Raw genomic sequence first — 17,559 nt, forward strand, 5'->3', positions numbered from 1 at the left:
CCCCTCAGCCCGTACTCTCCCCGGCCCGCCGCTGCCCGTACCCCTGCAACTTCCGCCCCGCCTCGCTGACCCGGTCCGGGGACAGGATGCTCGGCGTGTGCCCCGGCACCGAGGTCGCGGTGAGCCACAGGCGGCACATCCACTCCAGTTGGGCGGTGCGGTCGAAGGCCTGGGAGAGGGAGTCCCCGTAGGCGACCGTGCCGTGGTTCTGGAGGAGGCAGGCCGTGCGGTCGCGCAGGGCGTGGAGCATGTGCTCGGCCAACTCGTCGGTGCCGTACAGGGCGTAGGGGGCGACCCGGACGGGGCCGCCGAGGGCGCCGGTCATGTAGTGGATGGGCGGGAGTTCCGGGACGAGGGTGGAGACGGCGGTGGCGTGCACGGCGTGGGTGTGGACGACGGCACCGGCGCCGGTGGCGCGGTAGATCGCCAGGTGCATGGGCAGCTCGCTGGTGGGGCCGAGGGCGCCGAAGCGCCGCTCGCCGTCCAGGCCGACGCCGAGGACGTCCGCGGGCGTCAGCTCGTCGTACGGGACGCCGCTCGGGGTGACCAGGACGGTGTCGCCGACCCGCACGGAGACGTTGCCGGAGGTGCCGACGACCAGGCCGTCCGTCACGGTCCTGCGGGCGGTCGCGACCAGCTCGTCCCAGGCCCGCGCGACCGCCTCGCGCCCCGGGCCCACCGTGGTGTCGTGCCGCTGCTCAGTCATGCGGTGATCCTCCCAGAGGGCCCGGCCGAGGGGGCCCGGAAGCCGCGGAGTCGAGGCGTCTACGCGCGCCATGGAATGGAATGGGGGGAGTCCGTGGAGCCTTGGAACACGGCACCGCCACACGCCTGGAGGTTTGAGACCTTCGGGCCGGGTGCCGGAGCCGATGGCGCGGCCGGGTGATCAGGATCTCTTCTACGGGCCGACAGCCCAGCTCAACGGTTCGAACAGGGGTCACCCGAAAGGGCCACGGACGGCCTAATTCCGGGCCCGCGAAGGGCCCTCGCCATCACCTTGCCGCCCGACCGGGTGTATGCCGGAAGGACGCGGAGGGACAGCGACCCGGATCGAGTCACCATGCGGCCCAGCCCAGTTCACTTTCCGTTCATCCAGGTTGCCTACGTTCCACGAGCCACTGACGTCCAACAGAAGCCTGGGTAAATGGAACACATCACGCTTCTCCTCGGGATCGTGATCGTTACCGCTCTCGTGTTCGATTTCACGAACGGTTTCCACGACACAGCCAACGCGATGGCGACCACCATCTCGACCGGCGCTCTCAAGCCCAAGACGGCGGTGGCCATGTCCGCCGTGCTGAACCTCGTCGGAGCGTTCCTCTCCGTCGAAGTCGCCAAGACGATCTCCGGCGGCATCATCAATGAAGGCGGCCTGAAGACCGAAGTGATCTTCGCGGCCCTGGTGGGCGCGATCCTCTGGAACCTGCTGACCTGGCTGCTCGGCCTGCCGTCCAGTTCCTCCCACGCCCTGTTCGGCGGCCTGATCGGCGCCGCCGTGATGTCGATGGGCTGGTCGTCGGTGAACGGCGGCACGGTCGTCACGAAGGTGCTGCTCCCCGCGGTCGCCGCCCCGCTCGTCGCGGGCATCGCGGCGACGCTCGCCACCCGGCTGACGTACAAGATCAGCAGCCGTACGGACGAGAAGGCGACCTCGAAGGGCTACCGCGCCGGGCAGATCGCCTCGGCCGGGCTCGTCTCGCTCGCCCACGGCACGAACGACGCGCAGAAGACGATGGGCATCATCACGCTGGCGCTGATCACCGGCGGCGTGCTGAACCCGGGCGCCAACCCCCCGATGTGGGTCATCGTCTCGGCCGGACTCGCCATCGCGATGGGCACGTACCTGGGCGGCTGGCGCATCATCCGCACCATGGGCAAGGGCCTCACCGAGCTGGCGCCGCCGCAGGGCTTCGCGGCGCAGACGTCGGCGGCGACCGCGATCCTCGCCTCCTCGCACATCGGCTTCTCGCTCTCCACCACCCAGGTCTGCTCCGGCGCCGTGATGGGCGCGGGCCTCGGCCGCAAGGGCGGCGTGGTCCGCTGGTCCACGGCGACGCGGATGTTCGTGGCATGGGGCCTGACCCTGCCGGCCGCGGGCCTGGTCGGCGCGGGCGCCGAACTCCTCACCAAGCAGGGCACCTGGGGCATCGCCACCACGGCCGCGCTCCTGATCGGCGGCTCCGCCGTCATCTGGTCGCTGTCGCGCCGCCAGCCGGTCGACCACACGAACGTGACGGCGGACGAGATCGGCACGACCGGGACCGCCGAGCCCGCGGGCGTCGTGACCACCGCCATCGCCGCCGTCACCCCGCCCCCGGCGGGCCCGGTGGCCGCGAGCACGGCGACTCCTTCGGCCCCCACGACCACCACGACGGGTGACGTAGCGCCCGCCCCCTCCGTGGCGGACTCCGCCCGGCCCGCCACGGTGTAAGGAAGCAGCAGCATGAAGATCGACTGGGCAGCTCTCGGCTCCGTCTTCGGAGTCAGCCTCGTGGTGACCGTCGCCCTCGTGGGCCTGTTCACCCTCGGCATCGTCGGCCTCTCCAAGCAGGAGCAGGCGCGGACCGCCGGGGGCGGCACGGCCGCGATACCGGCACGCGTGGGGGCGTACGCCTGCTTCGCGCTCTGCGCCGCGGCGGTCGCGTACGGGATCTATCTGATCGTCGTCTGACCGCACGGGTGCCGCGCGGCGCCCCGTCCACAGAGCCCTGCGGGGCGGCCGAACCGGCCGCCCCGCAGGGCTTTTCGGCGTTCCGGCGCCTGGCCGGAAGGCCCGCGGGCGGCGCGGGAGGCACGCGCTATCGATCATCCACGATCAGGCCACGCAGCGACTCGCTCACGTTCGATTAGACATGTGGCATACTGGGTAGCAGCACTCTGCTAGGGTCGGGCGCACATATGTCAGACAGAGCGGCTGCGCTGCGCTGCACGGCGGAGGGCCAGCCTGCGTTAGGCATACCTTCGTATCGCTGCCCTTCGTACGGCTTCATGGCGAGCTGACTCCTGGTCGTAGTGAAGGAGCATCATGCCCAGCGAACTGGACCCGAGCCTGAACCGCCGTAAGCTCCGCATCGCCCTGCGCAAGGCCCGTGAGGATGCCCGACAGACCCAGGGCGAAGCGGCGAACGAACTCGAATGGTCGCTGTCGAAGCTGAACCGCATCGAGAAGGGCACGGTCAGTGTCTCGGTGACGGACCTGCGGGCGCTGCTGCGTCAGTACGGCGTGGACGACGAGGAGCAGGTGACCGAACTCGTCAACGCCGCGCGGGGCTCGAAGGGCCAGTCGTGGTGGACGCAGTGGTCGGACGTCGCCAACCCCCGGTTCTCCGAATACCTGGGGTTCGAGGCGGCGGCGGTCTCGCTGCGCACTTACCAGCCCATCGTCGTCCCCGGCCTGCTGCACACCGAGGAGTACGCCGACGCCCTGGCCGCCCCCGAGGTCAGCGACACGAACACGCGCCGCCGCCTGGTGGAGTTCCGCACCGCGCGCCAGGAGCGGGTCTTCGACCCGGACAACGGGATCGAGACCCTGCACTTCGTCGTGGACGAGGCGGCGCTGCGCCGCCGGATCGGCACCCCGGCGGTGATGCGCGGCCAATTGCAGCGGCTCCTGGAGGTGGCGGAGCACCCGAACGCCACCCTCCAGGTGCTGCCGTTCACCGCCGGGGCGCTGCTGAGCACCCAGACCCCGTTCGCCCTCCTCGGCTTCAAGGACGACGACGACCTGATCTACGTGGAGTTCTCGCAAGCCGTCATCGCGACCCGGGAGAACTACGAGCTGGTCGCCAACTTCCAGGACTGCTTCGAACAGTTGCAGGAGATCGCGTACAGCGGAAGCCAGGCCATCGACCTGATCAGCGAGGTCAGGGAAGGCTTCGCAGGCTGATTCTCGGAGCCGTCCGTTCCGGGACGAGGGGAGGTCTCGCGCCATGTCGGTCGTCATGTTGGCACGGTGGCTGTGGCACCACCTGACGGCCCCGCAAGCCGCCGCCCCGGACGGCTCCCCCGGCTCCCCCGGCGCCCCTGGGGTCCCCGCCCCCGCGGGCGCCGACGGAGCGGGCGATGCGGACCCGCCGCCGGGCCAGGACCCCGCGGCACCCGCCACCCCCACCCACGTCAACGACCTCATCCGGGAAGGGATGAAGGACCCCGAGTTCGCCCGCGAGCTGGACCGGCTCCTCGACCACGAGCACCGGCGCAGCCTGCACTCCCAGGAACTGCAGACGCTCAGCTTCCTCGCCAAGACGGGCTGCGTCTCGCTGTGCCTGGCCGTCGTGGTGGTGGCGATCGCACCCGCCGTGATCATCGGCCGGAGCGTCGTCGCGCACTACGACATCAGCCCCTGGCACTTCGCCGTCGCGCTCACCGGCGTCTGCGGGCTGCTCACCGCCGCCGTGGGCTGGGTCGTACGGGCCCTGCGTCACGGCCGTCGGCAGCGCACCGACGCTACGCCCGAGCCCCGCCCCCCGGCCGACGGGGCGGCCGCGGACGGTCCCGCCCCGCGGGCGGGCGCGGGATGAGCGGCGCCCGGCCCCACACGACCCCGGCGGCGACCGCCACGGCGGCGGACGTCGTCAGCCACACCGCGAGCCGGAGCGGGACGCCCTCGACGAGAAGGGAGGCGAGCGCGCCCGCCAGCGTGGCGGCGCAGCCGCAGACCACGCAGTACGCCACCAGGACCAGCCGCCTGCCGGACGGCGGGGCATGCCTGCTCAGTGGAAGCTGCTTGCTCTCAACCCCCATGGTCTCCAGCCTTCCGTGCGCACGCTGGGACAGGTCACTCCACCCCGACTCTCCCCGAGGCCACCGCCCTCACAAACGCACGCCACGCCGGTGGCGTCACGGCCAGGTGCCCTCCGTGACGGTGGTTGGAGTCACGCACCCACACCCGATCGCCGGGATGGGCCACTTCCACACATTCACCACTCGCCGTGGCGGTGTAACTGCTCTTGAACCATTGCGCTGCCGGTAAGTACGCGTCGGCCACACCGCCCCCTTGCCCAGTGCGCTCGCGAGAGCCGGCGTCGCCCGAGCGGGTCCGCAGGCTGTGCCGCTCTCCGCTGTGCCGCTGTGCCGCTCTCCGCTGTCATGTTCAAGTTTACGAGCGGGTGTTGCTCCCGCCTAGCCGTAAACCGGCCCCCGGAACCGTCCGTGTGGACCTCCGCACACTCTCCCGTCGCAGGTCAACAGCGAGTTGACGGGCGTCGCGGGCCATGGTGGACTGCCGGAGCCATTTACGGCGGCAGGAGAGGAAGCCGGTGCGAATCCGGCGCGGTCCCGCCACTGTCACCGGGTGATCCGAAGCGATCCCCGGGAGCCAGGAACTCTCGCCGCCGGTCTCGTCGAACCAGGGCGCGGAAACCCTGAGTGAGGACATATCGCCATGCGCGGCCGCCCGTTGCCGTCCCCTGTTCCGTCGAGGGCCCCGTCGCGTCCCGGAACCGCCCGCCGCGTGTCGGCGGGCTGAGCCCATGCGTGCCGATCGCGACTTCGCGTACGGCGCCGCCGCCGGACTCCTCGGTGACCTGCTGCTCGGCGATCCTCGCCGGGGGCATCCGGTCGCCGCGTTCGGGCGTGCGGCGGGAGCCGTCGAGCGGGTGCTGTGGCGTGACCACCGGGGGTGGGGGGCGCTGCACGCCCTGGTGTGCGCCGGGGGTGCCGTCGGCGCCGGTGCGCTCGCCTCTTGCGCGGTACGCCGCTCGCGTGCCGCTTCCGTCGGGCTGACCGCCGCCGCCACCTGGGCCGTCGTCGGGGGGACCTCCCTCGGGCGGGAGGCCCGGGCCATCGGGGGCGCGCTCGCCGCGGGGGACGTGGACGTCGCCCGGGAGCGGTTGCCTCATCTGTGCGGGCGGGATCCCGCCGCCCTCGACGCCGACGGGATCGCCCGGGCCGTCGTGGAGTCCGTCGCCGAGAACACGTCCGACGCCGTCGTGGGGGCCCTGGTGTGGGGTGCCGTCGGGGGTGTGCCGGGGCTGCTCGGGTTCCGGGCCGTCAACACGCTCGACGCGATGGTCGGGCACAGGTCCCCGCGCCATCTGCGGTACGGGTGGGCGTCCGCCCGGTTGGACGACGTCCTCGGGTGGCCGGGGGCGCGGCTCACCGCCGCGCTCGCCGTGGCCGCGGGAGGTTCCCCTCGGGGGGCCGTGCGGGCCTGGCGCGGCGACGCCGCGAAGCACCCGAGCCCCAACGCGGGCGTTGTCGAGGCCTCCTTCGCGGGGGCGTTGGGGGTGCGGCTCGGGGGGAGCCTTTCGTACGGGGGACGGGTGGAGCACCGGCCTGTCCTCAACGGTGCGGGGCGGGCCGTCGGCGTGCGGGACATCGAGCGGGCCGTGACGTTGTCCCGGCGGGTGGGGTGGCTTGCTCTGGGAGTCGCGGTTGCCGTGGATGTCGCACGGACCAAGCAGCGGAGGCGGTTCGCGTGAGCGGTGGACTACTGGTCGCCGGGACCACCTCCGACGCCGGGAAGAGCGTGGTGACCGCCGGGATCTGTCGGTGGCTCTCCCGCAAGGGTGTTTCCGTCGCGCCGTTCAAGGCGCAGAACATGTCGCTGAACTCGTTCGTCACGCGGGAAGGGGCCGAGATCGGGCGGGCGCAGGCCATGCAGGCGCAGGCCGCCCGGGTCGAGCCCAGTGCGTTGATGAATCCGGTGCTGCTCAAGCCGGGGAGCGACCGGTCCAGTCAGGTCGTGCTCATGGGGAAGCCCGTGGGCGAGATGAGCGCCCGGGGCTATCACGGGGGGCGGCAGGAGGCGCTGCTCGACACCGTCGTGGGATGCCTGGAAGAGCTTCGGGGCACGTATGACGCCGTGATCTGTGAAGGGGCGGGGAGTCCCGCCGAGATCAACCTCCGGCGTACCGACATCGTGAACATGGGGATCGCGCGGGCCGCCCGCTTCCCGGTCGTCGTGGTCGGGGACATCGACCGCGGCGGCGTCTTCGCCTCCTTCTTCGGGACCGTCGCGCTCCTGAGCCCGGCCGACCAGGAACTGGTCGCGGGCTTCCTCGTCAACAAGTTCCGGGGTGATGTGTCGCTCCTCGAACCCGGGCTCGACATGCTGCGCGACCTCACCGGGCGGCGCACGTTCGGCGTGCTGCCGTTCCGGCACGGGCTCGGCATCGACGAGGAGGACGGGCTGCGGGTCTCGCTGCGCGGGGCGGTGCGGGAGTCCGTCGTGGCGGCGCCGGTGGGCGCGGACGTGCTGCGGGTCGCCGTGTGCGCGGTGCCGCTGATGTCCAACTTCACCGACGTGGACGCGCTGGCCGCCGAACCCGGCGTCGTGGTGCGGTTCGTGGACCGGGCCGAGGAGCTGGTCGACGCGGACCTCGTCGTCGTACCAGGCACGCGCGGGACCGTGCGCGCCCTGCAGTGGCTGCGCGAGCGCGGGCTCGCGGACGCGCTCGCGCGCCGGGCCGCCGAGGGGCGGCCCGTCCTCGGGATCTGCGGCGGCTTCCAGGTGCTCGGCGAGCGCATCGAGGACGACGTCGAGTCGCGGGCCGGCACCGTGGCCGGGCTCGGCCTGCTGCCCGTACGCGTCACGTTCCAGCGCGAGAAGACCCTGGCCCGGCCCGTCGGCGAGGCGCTCGGCGAGCACGTCGAAGGGTACGAGATCCATCACGGCGTCGCCGAGGTACTGGGCGGGGAGCCCTTCTTGGACGGGTGCCGGGCCGGGGCCGTGTGGGGCACCCACTGGCACGGCTCGCTGGAGAGCGACGCGTTCCGGCGCCGCTTCCTCACCGAGGTGGCGCGCGCCGCGGGCCGCCGCTTCGTACCCGCGCCCGACACCAGCTTCGCCGCCCTGCGCGAGGAACAGCTCGACCTCCTCGGCGACCTCATCGAAGAACACGCGGACACCGGCGCGCTGCTGCGCCTGATCGAGACCGGCGCTCCGTCCGGTCTCCCCTTCATCGCACCGGGGGCACCCTCATGACCGTCCTGCTGCTGTCCACCGCCGACACGGATCTGCTCGCGGCCCGCGCCTCCGCGGCGCTCTACCGCATCGCCAACCCGACCCGCGTCGACGTCCGCGAGGAACTGCCCGCGCTCCTCGACGGCGCGGACATCGCCGTCGTACGCCTCCTCGGCGGCAAGCGCGCCTGGGAGGACGGGCTCGCCGCGCTCAAGGCCGCCGGGGTCCCGACCGTGCTGCTCGGCGGCGAGTCCGTGCCGGACGCCGAGCTGATGGCCGACTCGTCGGTGCCCGCCGGTGTCGTCGCGGAAGCGCTGCGCTACCTCGTCGAGGGCGGCCCCGACAACTTCGTGGAGCTGGAGCGGTTCCTGTCGGACACCGTGCTCCTGACCGGCCACGGCTTCGCCGAACCGCGGAAGATGCCCGAGTACGGGGTGCACGGGGAGCGCGCACACGTCGAGGGGCGCCCGACCGTCGGCGTGCTCTTCTACCGCGCTCACCAGCTGTCGGGGAACACCGCGTTCGTGGACACCCTCTGCGACGCCGTCGAGGCCAAGGGCGCCAACGCCCTTCCCGTGTACTGCGGTTCGCTGCGCGGCGCCGACTCCGGCCTGTACGAGATCCTCGGCCACGCCGACGTCCTCGTCGCCACCGTCCTCGCCGCGGGCGGCACCCACGCCTCCGACGCGAGCGCGGGCGGAAAAGACCCAGTGGTGCAAGGCACCTCCGTTGAAGGCGGTGGTGGGAGTCGGGCGGACGAGGAGGCCTGGGACATCGGCGCGCTCGCCGACCTCGACATCCCCGTCCTGCAGGGCCTGTGCCTCACCTCGTCCCGGGCCGCCTGGCTGGAATCCGACGCCGCCCTCTCCCCCATGGACGCCGCCATGCAGGTGGCGATCCCCGAGTTCGACGGCCGCGTCATCACCGTGCCGTTCAGCTTCAAGGAACAGGGCCCCGACGACGTCCCCGTGTACGTCGCCGACCCCGAGCGGGCCGCCCGCGTCGCCGGAATCGCCGTACGGCACGGGCAGTTGAGGCACAAGCCCAACGCCGAGAAGCGGCTCGGCCTGGTCTTCACCGCGTACCCGACCAAGCACAGCCGCGTCGGCAACGCCGTCGGCCTCGACACCCCCGCCTCGGCCGTACGCGTCCTCGACGCCCTGCGGGACGCGGGCTACGGCGTCGAAGGCCACCCCGACAACGGCGACGAGCTGATCCACACCCTCATCAACGCCGGTGGCCACGACGTCGAGTGGCTCACCGAGGAGCAGCTCGCCGCCGCGCCCGCGCGCGTGCCGCTGGCCGACTACCAGGCGTGGTTCGACACCCTCGACCCCGAGCTGCGCGACGGCATGCTGGAGGCCTGGGGCGAGCCGCCGGGCAGCCTGTACGTGGACGGCGATGACATCGTGCTCGCCTCGCTGCAGTTCGGGAACGTCGTCGTGATGATCCAGCCGCCGCGCGGCTTCGGCGAGAACCCCATCGCCATCTACCACGACCCGGACATGCCGCCGTCCCACCACTACATGGCCGCGTACCGCTGGCTCGACAACACTTTCGGCGCCGACGCCATCGTGCACATGGGCAAGCACGGCACCATGGAGTGGCTGCCCGGCAAGGGCCTCGGGCTCAGCGGCGGCTGCGCGCCGGACGCCGTCCTCGGCGACCTGCCGCTCGTCTACCCCTTCATCGTCAACGACCCCGGCGAGGGCACCCAGGCCAAGCGGCGCGGGCACGCCACGGTCGTGGACCACCTGGTGCCGCCGATGGCGCGCGCCGACACCTACGGGGACCTGGCCAAGCTGGAGCAGCTCCTCGACGAGTACGCGCTGGTCAGCGACCTCGACCCGGTCAAGGCCCCGGCCGTGCGGGCGCAGATCTGGACGCTGGTGAAGGCCGCCGAGCTGCACCACGACCTGCACGTCGACGACCAGCCGGACGACGACGCGTTCGACGAGTTCGTGATGCACATCGACGGCTACCTGTGCGAGATCAAGGACGTGCAGATCCGCGACGGTCTGCACATCCTCGGCGGCGGCCCGGTCGGCGAGGCCCGCGTCAACCTCGTCCTCGCGGTCCTGCGGGCCTCCCAGGTGTGGGGCGGCACCGCCAACGCACTGCCGGGCCTGCGGGCCTGCCTCGCCGAGCACTTCGGGCTCGACGAGAAGGAGCTGCTCGGTGAGCCGGGCGCCGCCGTGAAGGTCGCCGACGGCCTGACCGCCCTGGTCGACGGGCCCGCGCGGACCGCCGCCGACGCCATCGACCTCCTTGAGCAGTTGTGCCGGAGGCTCGCCGAGGGCATGGAGGAGCGCGGCTGGGACCTCGGCGCCGTGCGCGGGCTCGTCCGCGACGTCGTCGGCGTCGAACTGCCGCCCGCCGTCGCCGTCCTGGGCTTCGCCTGCGAGGAGGTCGTGCCCCGGCTGGCCCGCACCACCGACGAGATCGGGCACATCCTGCGCGCCCTGCGCGGCGGCTACGTCCCCGCCGGCCCTTCGGGCTCCCCCACGCGCGGCCTGGTCAACGTGCTGCCGACCGGCCGCAACTTCTACTCCGTCGACCCCAAGGCCATCCCGTCCAGGCTGAGTTGGGAGGTCGGCCAGTCCCTCGCGGACTCACTGATCGCGCGCTACCTCGCGGACACGGGCGCGTACCCGAAGTCCGTGGGACTGACCGTGTGGGGCACCTCCGCCATGCGCACGCAGGGCGACGACATCGCCGAGATCCTGGCGCTGCTCGGATGCCGCCCGGTGTGGGACGACGCGTCGCGCCGCGTCACCGGCTTCGAGGTCGTGCCCGTCGCCGAGCTCGGACGGCCCCGCATCGACGTCACCGTCCGCATCTCCGGCTTCTTCCGTGACGCGTTCCCGCACGTCGTGGGCCTCATCGACGACGCCGTCCGCGCCGTCGCCGAGCTGGACGAGGACGCCGCCGACAACTACGTGCGCGCCCACGTCGACGAGGACGCCGCCGAACACGGCGACCGGCGGCGCGCCACCGCCCGCATCTTCGGCTCCAAGCCCGGCGCCTACGGGGCCGGGCTGCTGCCGCTCATCGACGCCCGCAACTGGCGCTCGGACGCCGATCTGGCCGAGGTGTACGCGGTGTGGGGCGGCTACGCGTACGGGCGGGGGCTCGACGGGCGGGCCGCCCGGGGGGACATGGAGACGGCGTTCAAGCGGATCGCCGTCGCGGCGAAGAACGTCGACACGCGCGAGCACGATCTAGTCGACGCCGACGACTACTTCCAGTACCACGGCGGCATGGTCGCCATGGTGCGGCACCTGACCGGCGAGTCGCCCGAGGCGTACGTGGGGGACTCGGCCGTGCCGGACCAGGTGAAGACCCGGACGCTGGGCGAGGAGACCCACCGGGTGTTCCGGGCCCGGGTCGTCAATCCCCGGTGGATGGCCGCGATGCGGCGGCACGGGTACAAGGGGGCCTTCGAGATGGCGGCCACCGTGGACTACCTCTTCGGGTACGACGCGACCGCCGGGGTCGTCGACGACTGGATGTACGAGAAGTTGTCCGCGGAGTACGTGTTCGACCCGGAGAACCGGGCGTTCATGGAGAAGTCCAACCCGTGGGCGCTGCGGGGGATTTCCGAGCGGCTGCTCGAGGCGGCCGAGCGGGGGCTCTGGGCGGAGCCGGACGCGGGGACGCTGGAGCGGCTGCGGGCCACGTACTTGGAGCTTGAGGGGCAGCTTGAGGGGAGTGCGGAGTGAGGGCGCCCGGCTGGGAGCTCCCCAAGCCCGCCCCTTCCCCGAACCTGGGCTCCGCCCCGGACCCCTTCCATCGCGCTTCGCGCTCGTCCTCAAACGCCGGACGGGCTGAAATTCTGGAGGTCGTCGCGTGAGCACCCCCTACCCCTTCACCGCCCTCGTCGGCCAAGACGACCTGCGGCTCGCCCTGTTGCTCAACGCCGTCTCCCCCGCCGTGGGCGGTGTGCTCGTACGCGGTGAGAAGGGCACCGCCAAGTCCACCGCCGTACGTGCCCTTTCCGCGCTGCTGCCCGAGGTGGACGTGGTCGCCGGGTGCCGGTTCTCCTGTGCTCCGGGAGCGCCCGACCCCGCCTGCCCGGACGGGCCGCACGAGGCCGGGGGCGGGGTCGCGCGGGCCGCGCGCATGGTGGAGCTGCCCGTCGGGGCCTCCGAGGACCGGCTCGTGGGGGCGCTCGACATCGAGCGGGCGCTGGCCGAGGGCGTGAAAGCCTTCGAGCCGGGGCTGCTCGCCGACGCGCACCGCGGGATTCTGTACGTCGACGAAGTGAACCTGCTGCACGATCACTTGGTCGACCTGCTGCTCGACGCCGCCGCCATGGGCGCCTCGTACGTGGAGCGGGAGGGCGTGTCCGTGCGGCATGCGGCGCGGTTCCTGCTCGTGGGGACGATGAACCCCGAAGAGGGGGAACTGCGGCCGCAGTTGCTCGACCGGTTCGGGCTGACCGTCGAGGTCGCCGCGTCCCGGGAGCCCGACCAGCGGGTGGAGGTCGTGCGGCGGCGGCTCGCCTACGACGACGACCCGGACTCCTTCGCGGCGCGCTGGGGTGCCGAGGAGGGTGTCGTACGGGCCCGGATCGTCGCCGCGCGTGCGCTGCTGCCGCGGGTGCGGCTCGGGGACGGTGCGCTGCGGCAGATCGCGGCGACCTGCGCGGCCTTCGAGGTGGACGGCATGCGCGCCGACATCGTGATGGCGCGCACCGCGACCGCGCTGGCCGCGTGGGCCGGGCGCGAGGACGTGCTCGCGGAGGACGTGCGGCAGGCCGCGCTGCTCGCGCTGCCGCACCGGCGGCGGCGCAATCCGTTCGACGCGCCGGGCCTCGACGAGGACAAGCTGGACGAGACGCTGGAGGAGTTCGGGGACGACGATCCCGAGCCCGACCCAGACCCCGACGGCGGGGGGCCGGACGGTGGGGGCGGGCAGCCGCCGCAGGACTCCGGGCCCGAGCAGTCCGGGGACGGCGGGACCGCCGCCGAGCCCGAGGCCGCCGACGACGGGCAGCCGCAGGGCGGCGGCGCGGGCGAGCAGCAGGCCGTGCGCGCCGGTGAGCCGTTCCGGACGAAGGTCCTGAGCGTGCCGGGGCTTGGTGAAGGTGCGGCCGGGCGGCGTTCCCGGGCGCGTACCGAGCACGGTCGTACGACGGGTGCGCGGCGGCCCCGCGGGGCCCTCACGAAGCTGCACCTGGCGGCGACCGTGCAGGCCGCGGCGCCCCATCAGCGGGCGCGCGGGCGGTCCGGGCGCGGGCTCGTGGTGCGCCGGGACGATCTGCGGCAGGCCACGCGGGAGGGGCGCGAGGGGAACCTCGTGCTGTTCGTCGTGGACGCGTCCGGGTCGATGGCGGCGCGGCAGCGGATGACGGCCGTGAAGGGCGCGGTGCTCTCGCTGCTGCTCGACGCCTATCAGCGGCGGGACAAGGTGGGGCTCGTGACGTTCCGCGGGACGGGTGCGGAGGTGGCGTTGCCGCCCACGTCGTCCGTGGACGCCGCCGCGGCCCGGCTCGAGACGCTGCCCACCGGCGGGCGTACGCCGCTCGCGGCCGGGCTGCTGCGCGCGCACGAGGTGCTGCGGGTGGAGCGACTTCGGGATCCTGCGCGGCGGCCCCTGGTGGTCGTCGTGACCGACGGGCGGGCCACCGGGGGCGTGGAGCCGGTGGCGCAGGCCGGGCGGGCCGCGCGGCTCTTCGCCGCCGACGGGCAGGCCTCCGTCGTCGTGGACTGCGAGTCGGGGCCGGTGCGGCTCGGGCTCGCGGGGCAGTTGGCCGGGGAGCTGGGCGGGACCGCGGTGACGTTGGACGAGCTGCGGGCCGACTCGATCGCCGGGCTCGTGAAGGATGTTCAGGGCGGCGCGTCGCGAGGCGCGTCCGGTTCGTACGGCGCGGTCGGTGCGGGTGCCGGTCGGGCCACCCGTGCCGCCCGCGGTGTGATGGGGAGGGTCGCCTGATGCCACAGGGACAGCCGAGTGTCGTGCCCGACGACGGGCTCACCACGCGCCAGCGGCGCAACCGGCCGCTGGTCGTCGTCCACACCGGCATCGGCAAGGGCAAGTCCACCGCCGCCTTCGGGCTCGCGCTGCGCGCCTGGAATCAAGGCTGGCCCATCGGGGTGTTCCAGTTCGTGAAGTCCGCGAAGTGGAAGGTCGGCGAGGAGAACGCGCTGCGCGTCCTCGGCGCCAGCGAGCAGGGCGGGTCCGTCGACTGGCACAAGATGGGCGAGGGCTGGTCGTGGATCCAGCGCGCCCCCGCCGCCGGCGAGCAGAGCAACGAGGAGAAGGCCCGCGAGGGCTGGGAGCAGGTCAAGCGGGACCTCGCCGCCGAGACGTACCAGCTGTACGTGCTGGACGAGTTCGCCTACCTCCTGCACTGGGGGTGGATCGACGTCGAGGAGGTCGTCGCCGTGCTGCGCGCGCGGCCCGGGACGCAGCACGTGGTGATCACCGGGCGGTACGCCCCGGAGCAGCTCGTGGAGTACGCCGACCTCGTCACCGACATGTCCAAGGTCAAGCACCCCATGGACGCCGGTCAGAAGGGGCAGCGGGGCATCGAGTGGTAGCACGTCTGGTCGTCGCGGCGCCGTCTTCCGGGAGTGGGAAGACGACGGTCGCGACCGGGCTCATGGCCGCCTTCACGGCGGCCGGGCTCGCCGTGTCCCCGCACAAGGTCGGGCCCGACTACATCGACCCCGGGTACCACTCCCTCGCCACCGGGCGGCCGGGGCGGAACCTGGACGCGTACATGTGCGGGCCGGAGCTCGTCGCTCCGTTGTTCGCGCACGGTGCCGCCGGTTGTGATCTGGCCGTGGTCGAAGGGGTGATGGGGCTGTACGACGGGGCCTCCGGGCACGGGGAGCTGGCGTCCACCGCGCATGTGGCGAAGCTGCTGCGGGCTCCTGTCGTGCTCGTCGTCGACGCCTCGTCGCAGTCGCGGTCCGTGGCCGCGCTGGTGCACGGGTTCGCCTCGTGGGATCCGGAGGTCCGGGTCGGTGGGGTGATCCTCAACAAGGTGGGGTCGGAGCGGCACGAGGAGTTGTTGCGGGAGGCGTTGGACTCGTCCGGGGTGCCGGTGCTCGGCGCCTTGCGGCGGGCTCCGCAGGTGCGGGCGCCCTCTCGGCATCTTGGTCTTGTGCCTGTTGCCGAGCGGCGGGCTGAGGCTTTGGCCTCGGTGGCTGCGTTGGCTTCGCAGGTGCGGGAGGGGTGCGACCTGGAGGCGTTGTTGGCGTTGGCTCGGGGGGCGGCGCCGTTGTCGGGTGCGGCTTGGGATCCCTGCGGGGCCTTCCCCGGTCCCGCCCCTTCCCGGCTGCATCGATGTGCGGCTCCGCCGCGTGGGGGCTCCGCCCCGGACCCCGGGAGTGGGGGTCCCGTGCGGGTGGGACAGTCCGCCGCCGATCGGCCTGCCGCCTCGTCCTCAAACGCCGGCCGGGCTGGGATCAGCACCTCGGACGGACAGGAGCCGTTGGACGAGCCGGACGGTCGGGAACGGCCCGTCGTCGCCATGGCCGGTGGGGCCGCGTTCTCCTTCGCCTACGCGGAGCACGCCGAGTTGCTCGCCGCCGCCGGGGCCGAAGTCGTGACCTTCGATCCCCTGCACGACGAGGAGCTGCCCCCGGGCACCCGGGGGCTCGTCATCGGCGGCGGGTTCCCCGAGGTGTACACGCCGGAGCTGTCCGCCAATGAGCCGTTGCGGAAAGCCGTCGCGGAGCTTGCGGCCAGTGGGGCGCCCGTTGCTGCCGAGTGTGCCGGGTTGCTCTATCTGGCGCGGGAGTTGGACGGGAAGCCGATGTGTGGGGTGCTCGACGCGACGGCGCGGATGTCGGAGCGGTTGACGTTGGGGTATCGCGAGGCCGTCGCCGTGTCGGACAGTGTGCTCGCGGGCGTGGGCACACGGATGCGCGGGCACGAGTTCCACCGCACGGTGGTGGAGCCGGGCGCGGGGGCGGCTCCCGCTTGGGGGCTGCACGCCCCTGAACGGCGCGTCGAGGGTTTCGTACAACAGGGTGTGCACGCGAGTTATCTGCACACGCACTGGGCCGCCGAGCCCGGGATCGCCCGTCGGTTTGTGGAGAGGTGCAAGGCATGAGCGGCAGCAGTGGTGTCAGCGGTGGCAGCAGGCTGGTGGGGGTCGGGGTGGGGCCCGGGGATCCGGAGCTGGTGACCGTCAAGGGTGTGAACGCGCTGCGTGCCGCCGATGTCGTCGTCGTGCCGGTGATGGACACGGGTGAGCGTGGGCGCGCCGAGGCCACGGTGCTGCACTACGTCCCGGAGGAGCGGGTCGTACGGGTCGTGTTCGCGTTGAACGAGCGCACCGACCGGGCGCGGCGCGAGGCGGCCTGGGACGCGGCCGGGGAGCGGGTCGCCGAACTGCTGCGGGAGCGCGGCACGGTGGCGTTCGCGACGATCGGCGACCCCAATGTGTACTCGACGTTCACGTATCTCGCACAGACCGTCGCGGAGTCGGTGCCGGGCGTCGCTGTCGAGACGGTGCCCGGGATCACCGCCATGCAGGATCTTGCCGCGCGCAGCGGGGCCGTCCTCACGGAGGGCACCGAGCCGTTGACGTTGGTGCCGGTGACCGCCGGGGCCGCCGTGCTCAAGGACGCGCTCGCCGGGCCCGGGACCGTGGTGGCGTACAAGTTCGGGCGGCTCGCGCACGAGGTCGCGGCGGCGCTGCGGGAGACGGGGCGGACCGAGGAGGCCGTGTGGGGGTCGGCGCTCGGGCTGCCCGAGGAGTCCATCCGGGGCGCCGCCGAGCTGGGTGACGGGCCGCTGCCGTACCTGTCGACGCTCATCGCGCCCGCACGGCGCGAGGGCGGGCGGGGCGGGAAACTGTGAGCCCGGCCCCGCCCCGGCGGCCGCGGTCACTCGGCGAGGCCCACCACCAGCCAGATGAACGCCGCCCCCGCCACCGTGCACAGCAGCGTCGAACGCGCCGGGTGGTCGTGGTGGGCCTCGGGCAGGATCTCGGCGGCGGCGAGGTAGAGCAGGGCGCCGCCGAAGAAGCCGAGATACCCGCCGAGCAGTTGCTCCGGAATGGTGAAGGCCAGCGTGGTCGCCGCGCCCACGACCGGGGCCACGGCGTCCGCGAACAGCATCGCCACGGCCTTGCGGCGCGCGTTCCCGTACAGCCGGGTGATCGTGTACGTGTTGAAGCCGTCCGCGAAGTCATGCGCGACCACGGCGACCGCCACGGCCGCCCCCATGCCCTGGTCCACCTGGAACGCGGCGCCGATCGCCACCCCGTCCATCACGCTGTGGCCGACCATCGCCGCGGCCGCCGTCAGGCCGACCTGCGGGACCCGTCCTTCGGCGTGCTCGGCGCCGCCGTGCGCGGCTCTGCGCAGCGCCAGCAGCCGCTCCACCACGTGCGCGAACAGGAAGCCCGCGACGGCCAGGAGCAGCGCCGCGGGCACCCCGAAGACCGGGCCGCCGGCCGCCTCCAGGGCCTCGGGCAGCAGATCGAGGCCGACCACGCCGAGCATCAGGCCGCCCGCGAGCCCCAGCACCAGATGGCGCCGGTCGGTGACCCGCCCGGCGGTCCAGCCGCCGACGAGTGTCATCACGAACGCGCCGAGCGCCACGAACACCGCCATGCGCTCTTGCTAGCCGATTGAACCCGCGCGCGCAGCGCGCACCCGCCCTGCGGGCCCCGCGGCCACTCCCCCGGC

14 protein-coding genes and 1 riboswitch are annotated in these 17,559 nt (G+C 73.0%); of the genes, 11 read left to right on the plus strand and 3 right to left on the minus strand.

The genetic code is table 11. From position 1 onward, the window contains the following. Positions 1 to 4 precede the first annotated feature (4 nt). The gene (locus tag IE274_RS16705; RefSeq protein WP_190116577.1) at positions 5 to 706 is read right to left on the minus strand and encodes a class II aldolase/adducin family protein; all 702 of its coding nucleotides are present in this window, start codon (positions 704 to 706) and stop codon (positions 5 to 7) included. 438 nt (positions 707 to 1,144) lie between these two features. On the opposite strand from IE274_RS16705, the gene IE274_RS16710 reads away from it, so the two are divergent. The 4 genes from IE274_RS16710 to IE274_RS16725 all read left to right on the plus strand — a co-directional run bounded on the left by IE274_RS16710 (position 1,145) and on the right by IE274_RS16725 (position 4,520). Beyond that, the gene (locus IE274_RS16710) at positions 1,145 to 2,431 is read left to right on the plus strand and encodes an inorganic phosphate transporter (protein ID WP_190116578.1); all 1,287 of its coding nucleotides are present in this window, start codon (positions 1,145 to 1,147) and stop codon (positions 2,429 to 2,431) included. A gap of 12 nt (positions 2,432 to 2,443) precedes the next feature. After that, entirely contained in the window at positions 2,444 to 2,671 is a 228-nt protein-coding gene (locus tag IE274_RS16715; protein ID WP_190116579.1) for a hypothetical protein, read from the plus strand. A 354-nt stretch (positions 2,672 to 3,025) separates the two neighbouring features. Beyond that, the gene (locus IE274_RS16720; RefSeq protein ID WP_190116580.1) at positions 3,026 to 3,886 is read left to right on the plus strand and encodes a helix-turn-helix domain-containing protein; all 861 of its coding nucleotides are present in this window, start codon (positions 3,026 to 3,028) and stop codon (positions 3,884 to 3,886) included. Between the two features lie 43 nt (positions 3,887 to 3,929). Further along, positions 3,930 to 4,520 carry a hypothetical protein gene (locus tag IE274_RS16725; protein ID WP_190116581.1) on the plus strand — a complete coding sequence of 197 codons (591 nt, stop codon included), beginning with the start codon at positions 3,930 to 3,932 and terminating at the stop codon, positions 4,518 to 4,520. Positions 4,521 to 4,777: 257 nt separating this feature from the next. On the opposite strand, the gene IE274_RS40215 is transcribed toward IE274_RS16725, so the two are convergent. Then, positions 4,778 to 4,987 (minus strand): DUF397 domain-containing protein, encoded by a 210-nt coding sequence (locus tag IE274_RS40215; RefSeq protein WP_190116582.1) that lies wholly within the window; start codon positions 4,985 to 4,987, stop codon positions 4,778 to 4,780. Positions 4,988 to 5,197: 210 nt separating this feature from the next. Continuing rightward, positions 5,198 to 5,349, plus strand: a riboswitch (cobalamin riboswitch). Positions 5,350 to 5,471: 122 nt separating this feature from the next. On the opposite strand from IE274_RS40215, the gene IE274_RS16735 reads away from it, so the two are divergent. From IE274_RS16735 to cobI, 7 genes are all read left to right on the plus strand, one after another. After that, entirely contained in the window at positions 5,472 to 6,422 is a 951-nt protein-coding gene (locus IE274_RS16735) for a cobalamin biosynthesis protein (protein WP_190116583.1), read from the plus strand. Beyond that, complete coding sequence (locus IE274_RS16740) at positions 6,419 to 7,927, plus strand: cobyric acid synthase (protein WP_190116584.1); 1,509 nt, start codon at positions 6,419 to 6,421, stop codon at positions 7,925 to 7,927. Before IE274_RS16735 ends, IE274_RS16740 begins: the two co-directional genes overlap by 4 nt. After that, the gene (gene cobN, locus IE274_RS16745) at positions 7,924 to 11,628 is read left to right on the plus strand and encodes a cobaltochelatase subunit CobN (protein WP_190116585.1); all 3,705 of its coding nucleotides are present in this window, start codon (positions 7,924 to 7,926) and stop codon (positions 11,626 to 11,628) included. The genes IE274_RS16740 and cobN overlap by 4 nt, the downstream gene beginning before the upstream one ends. A 127-nt stretch (positions 11,629 to 11,755) precedes the next feature. Beyond that, positions 11,756 to 13,843: a putative cobaltochelatase gene (locus tag IE274_RS16750; protein WP_229909599.1), complete on the plus strand. Its 2,088-nt coding sequence runs from the start codon at positions 11,756 to 11,758 to the stop codon at positions 13,841 to 13,843. Beyond that, entirely contained in the window at positions 13,843 to 14,451 is a 609-nt protein-coding gene (gene cobO, locus IE274_RS16755; protein ID WP_190116586.1) for a cob(I)yrinic acid a,c-diamide adenosyltransferase, read from the plus strand. Before IE274_RS16750 ends, cobO begins: the two co-directional genes overlap by 1 nt. After that, entirely contained in the window at positions 14,445 to 15,974 is a 1,530-nt protein-coding gene (locus tag IE274_RS16760) for a cobyrinic acid a,c-diamide synthase CobB (RefSeq protein WP_190116587.1), read from the plus strand. Before cobO ends, IE274_RS16760 begins: the two co-directional genes overlap by 7 nt. After that, a complete protein-coding gene (gene cobI / locus IE274_RS16765; RefSeq protein WP_190116588.1) occupies positions 15,971 to 16,726 on the plus strand; it encodes a precorrin-2 C(20)-methyltransferase in 756 nt (251 codons plus the stop codon). The genes IE274_RS16760 and cobI overlap by 4 nt, the downstream gene beginning before the upstream one ends. Before the next feature lie 26 nt (positions 16,727 to 16,752). Here cobI and IE274_RS16770 read toward each other — a convergent pair whose 3' ends face one another. Then, positions 16,753 to 17,484 (minus strand): ZIP family metal transporter, encoded by a 732-nt coding sequence (locus IE274_RS16770; protein WP_190116589.1) that lies wholly within the window; start codon positions 17,482 to 17,484, stop codon positions 16,753 to 16,755. Positions 17,485 to 17,559: the final 75 nt, after the last annotated feature.

Origin of the sequence: Streptomyces flavofungini, assembly GCF_014650815.1 — a bacterium.
Classification (GTDB): domain Bacteria; phylum Actinomycetota; class Actinomycetes; order Streptomycetales; family Streptomycetaceae; genus Streptomyces; species Streptomyces flavofungini.

Coding starts and splice junctions, on each gene's coding strand:
- IE274_RS16705 (WP_190116577.1), bottom strand. CDS start 706: ATGACTGAGCAGCGGCACGACACCACGGTGGGCCCGGGGCGCGAGGCG.
- IE274_RS16710 (WP_190116578.1), top strand. CDS start 1,145: ATGGAACACATCACGCTTCTCCTCGGGATCGTGATCGTTACCGCTCTC.
- IE274_RS16715 (WP_190116579.1), top strand. CDS start 2,444: ATGAAGATCGACTGGGCAGCTCTCGGCTCCGTCTTCGGAGTCAGCCTC.
- IE274_RS16720 (WP_190116580.1), top strand. CDS start 3,026: ATGCCCAGCGAACTGGACCCGAGCCTGAACCGCCGTAAGCTCCGCATC.
- IE274_RS16725 (WP_190116581.1), top strand. CDS start 3,930: ATGTCGGTCGTCATGTTGGCACGGTGGCTGTGGCACCACCTGACGGCC.
- IE274_RS16735 (WP_190116583.1), top strand. CDS start 5,472: ATGCGTGCCGATCGCGACTTCGCGTACGGCGCCGCCGCCGGACTCCTC.
- cobN (WP_190116585.1), top strand. CDS start 7,924: ATGACCGTCCTGCTGCTGTCCACCGCCGACACGGATCTGCTCGCGGCC.
- cobO (WP_190116586.1), top strand. CDS start 13,843: ATGCCACAGGGACAGCCGAGTGTCGTGCCCGACGACGGGCTCACCACG.
- cobI (WP_190116588.1), top strand. CDS start 15,971: ATGAGCGGCAGCAGTGGTGTCAGCGGTGGCAGCAGGCTGGTGGGGGTC.
- IE274_RS16770 (WP_190116589.1), bottom strand. CDS start 17,484: ATGGCGGTGTTCGTGGCGCTCGGCGCGTTCGTGATGACACTCGTCGGC.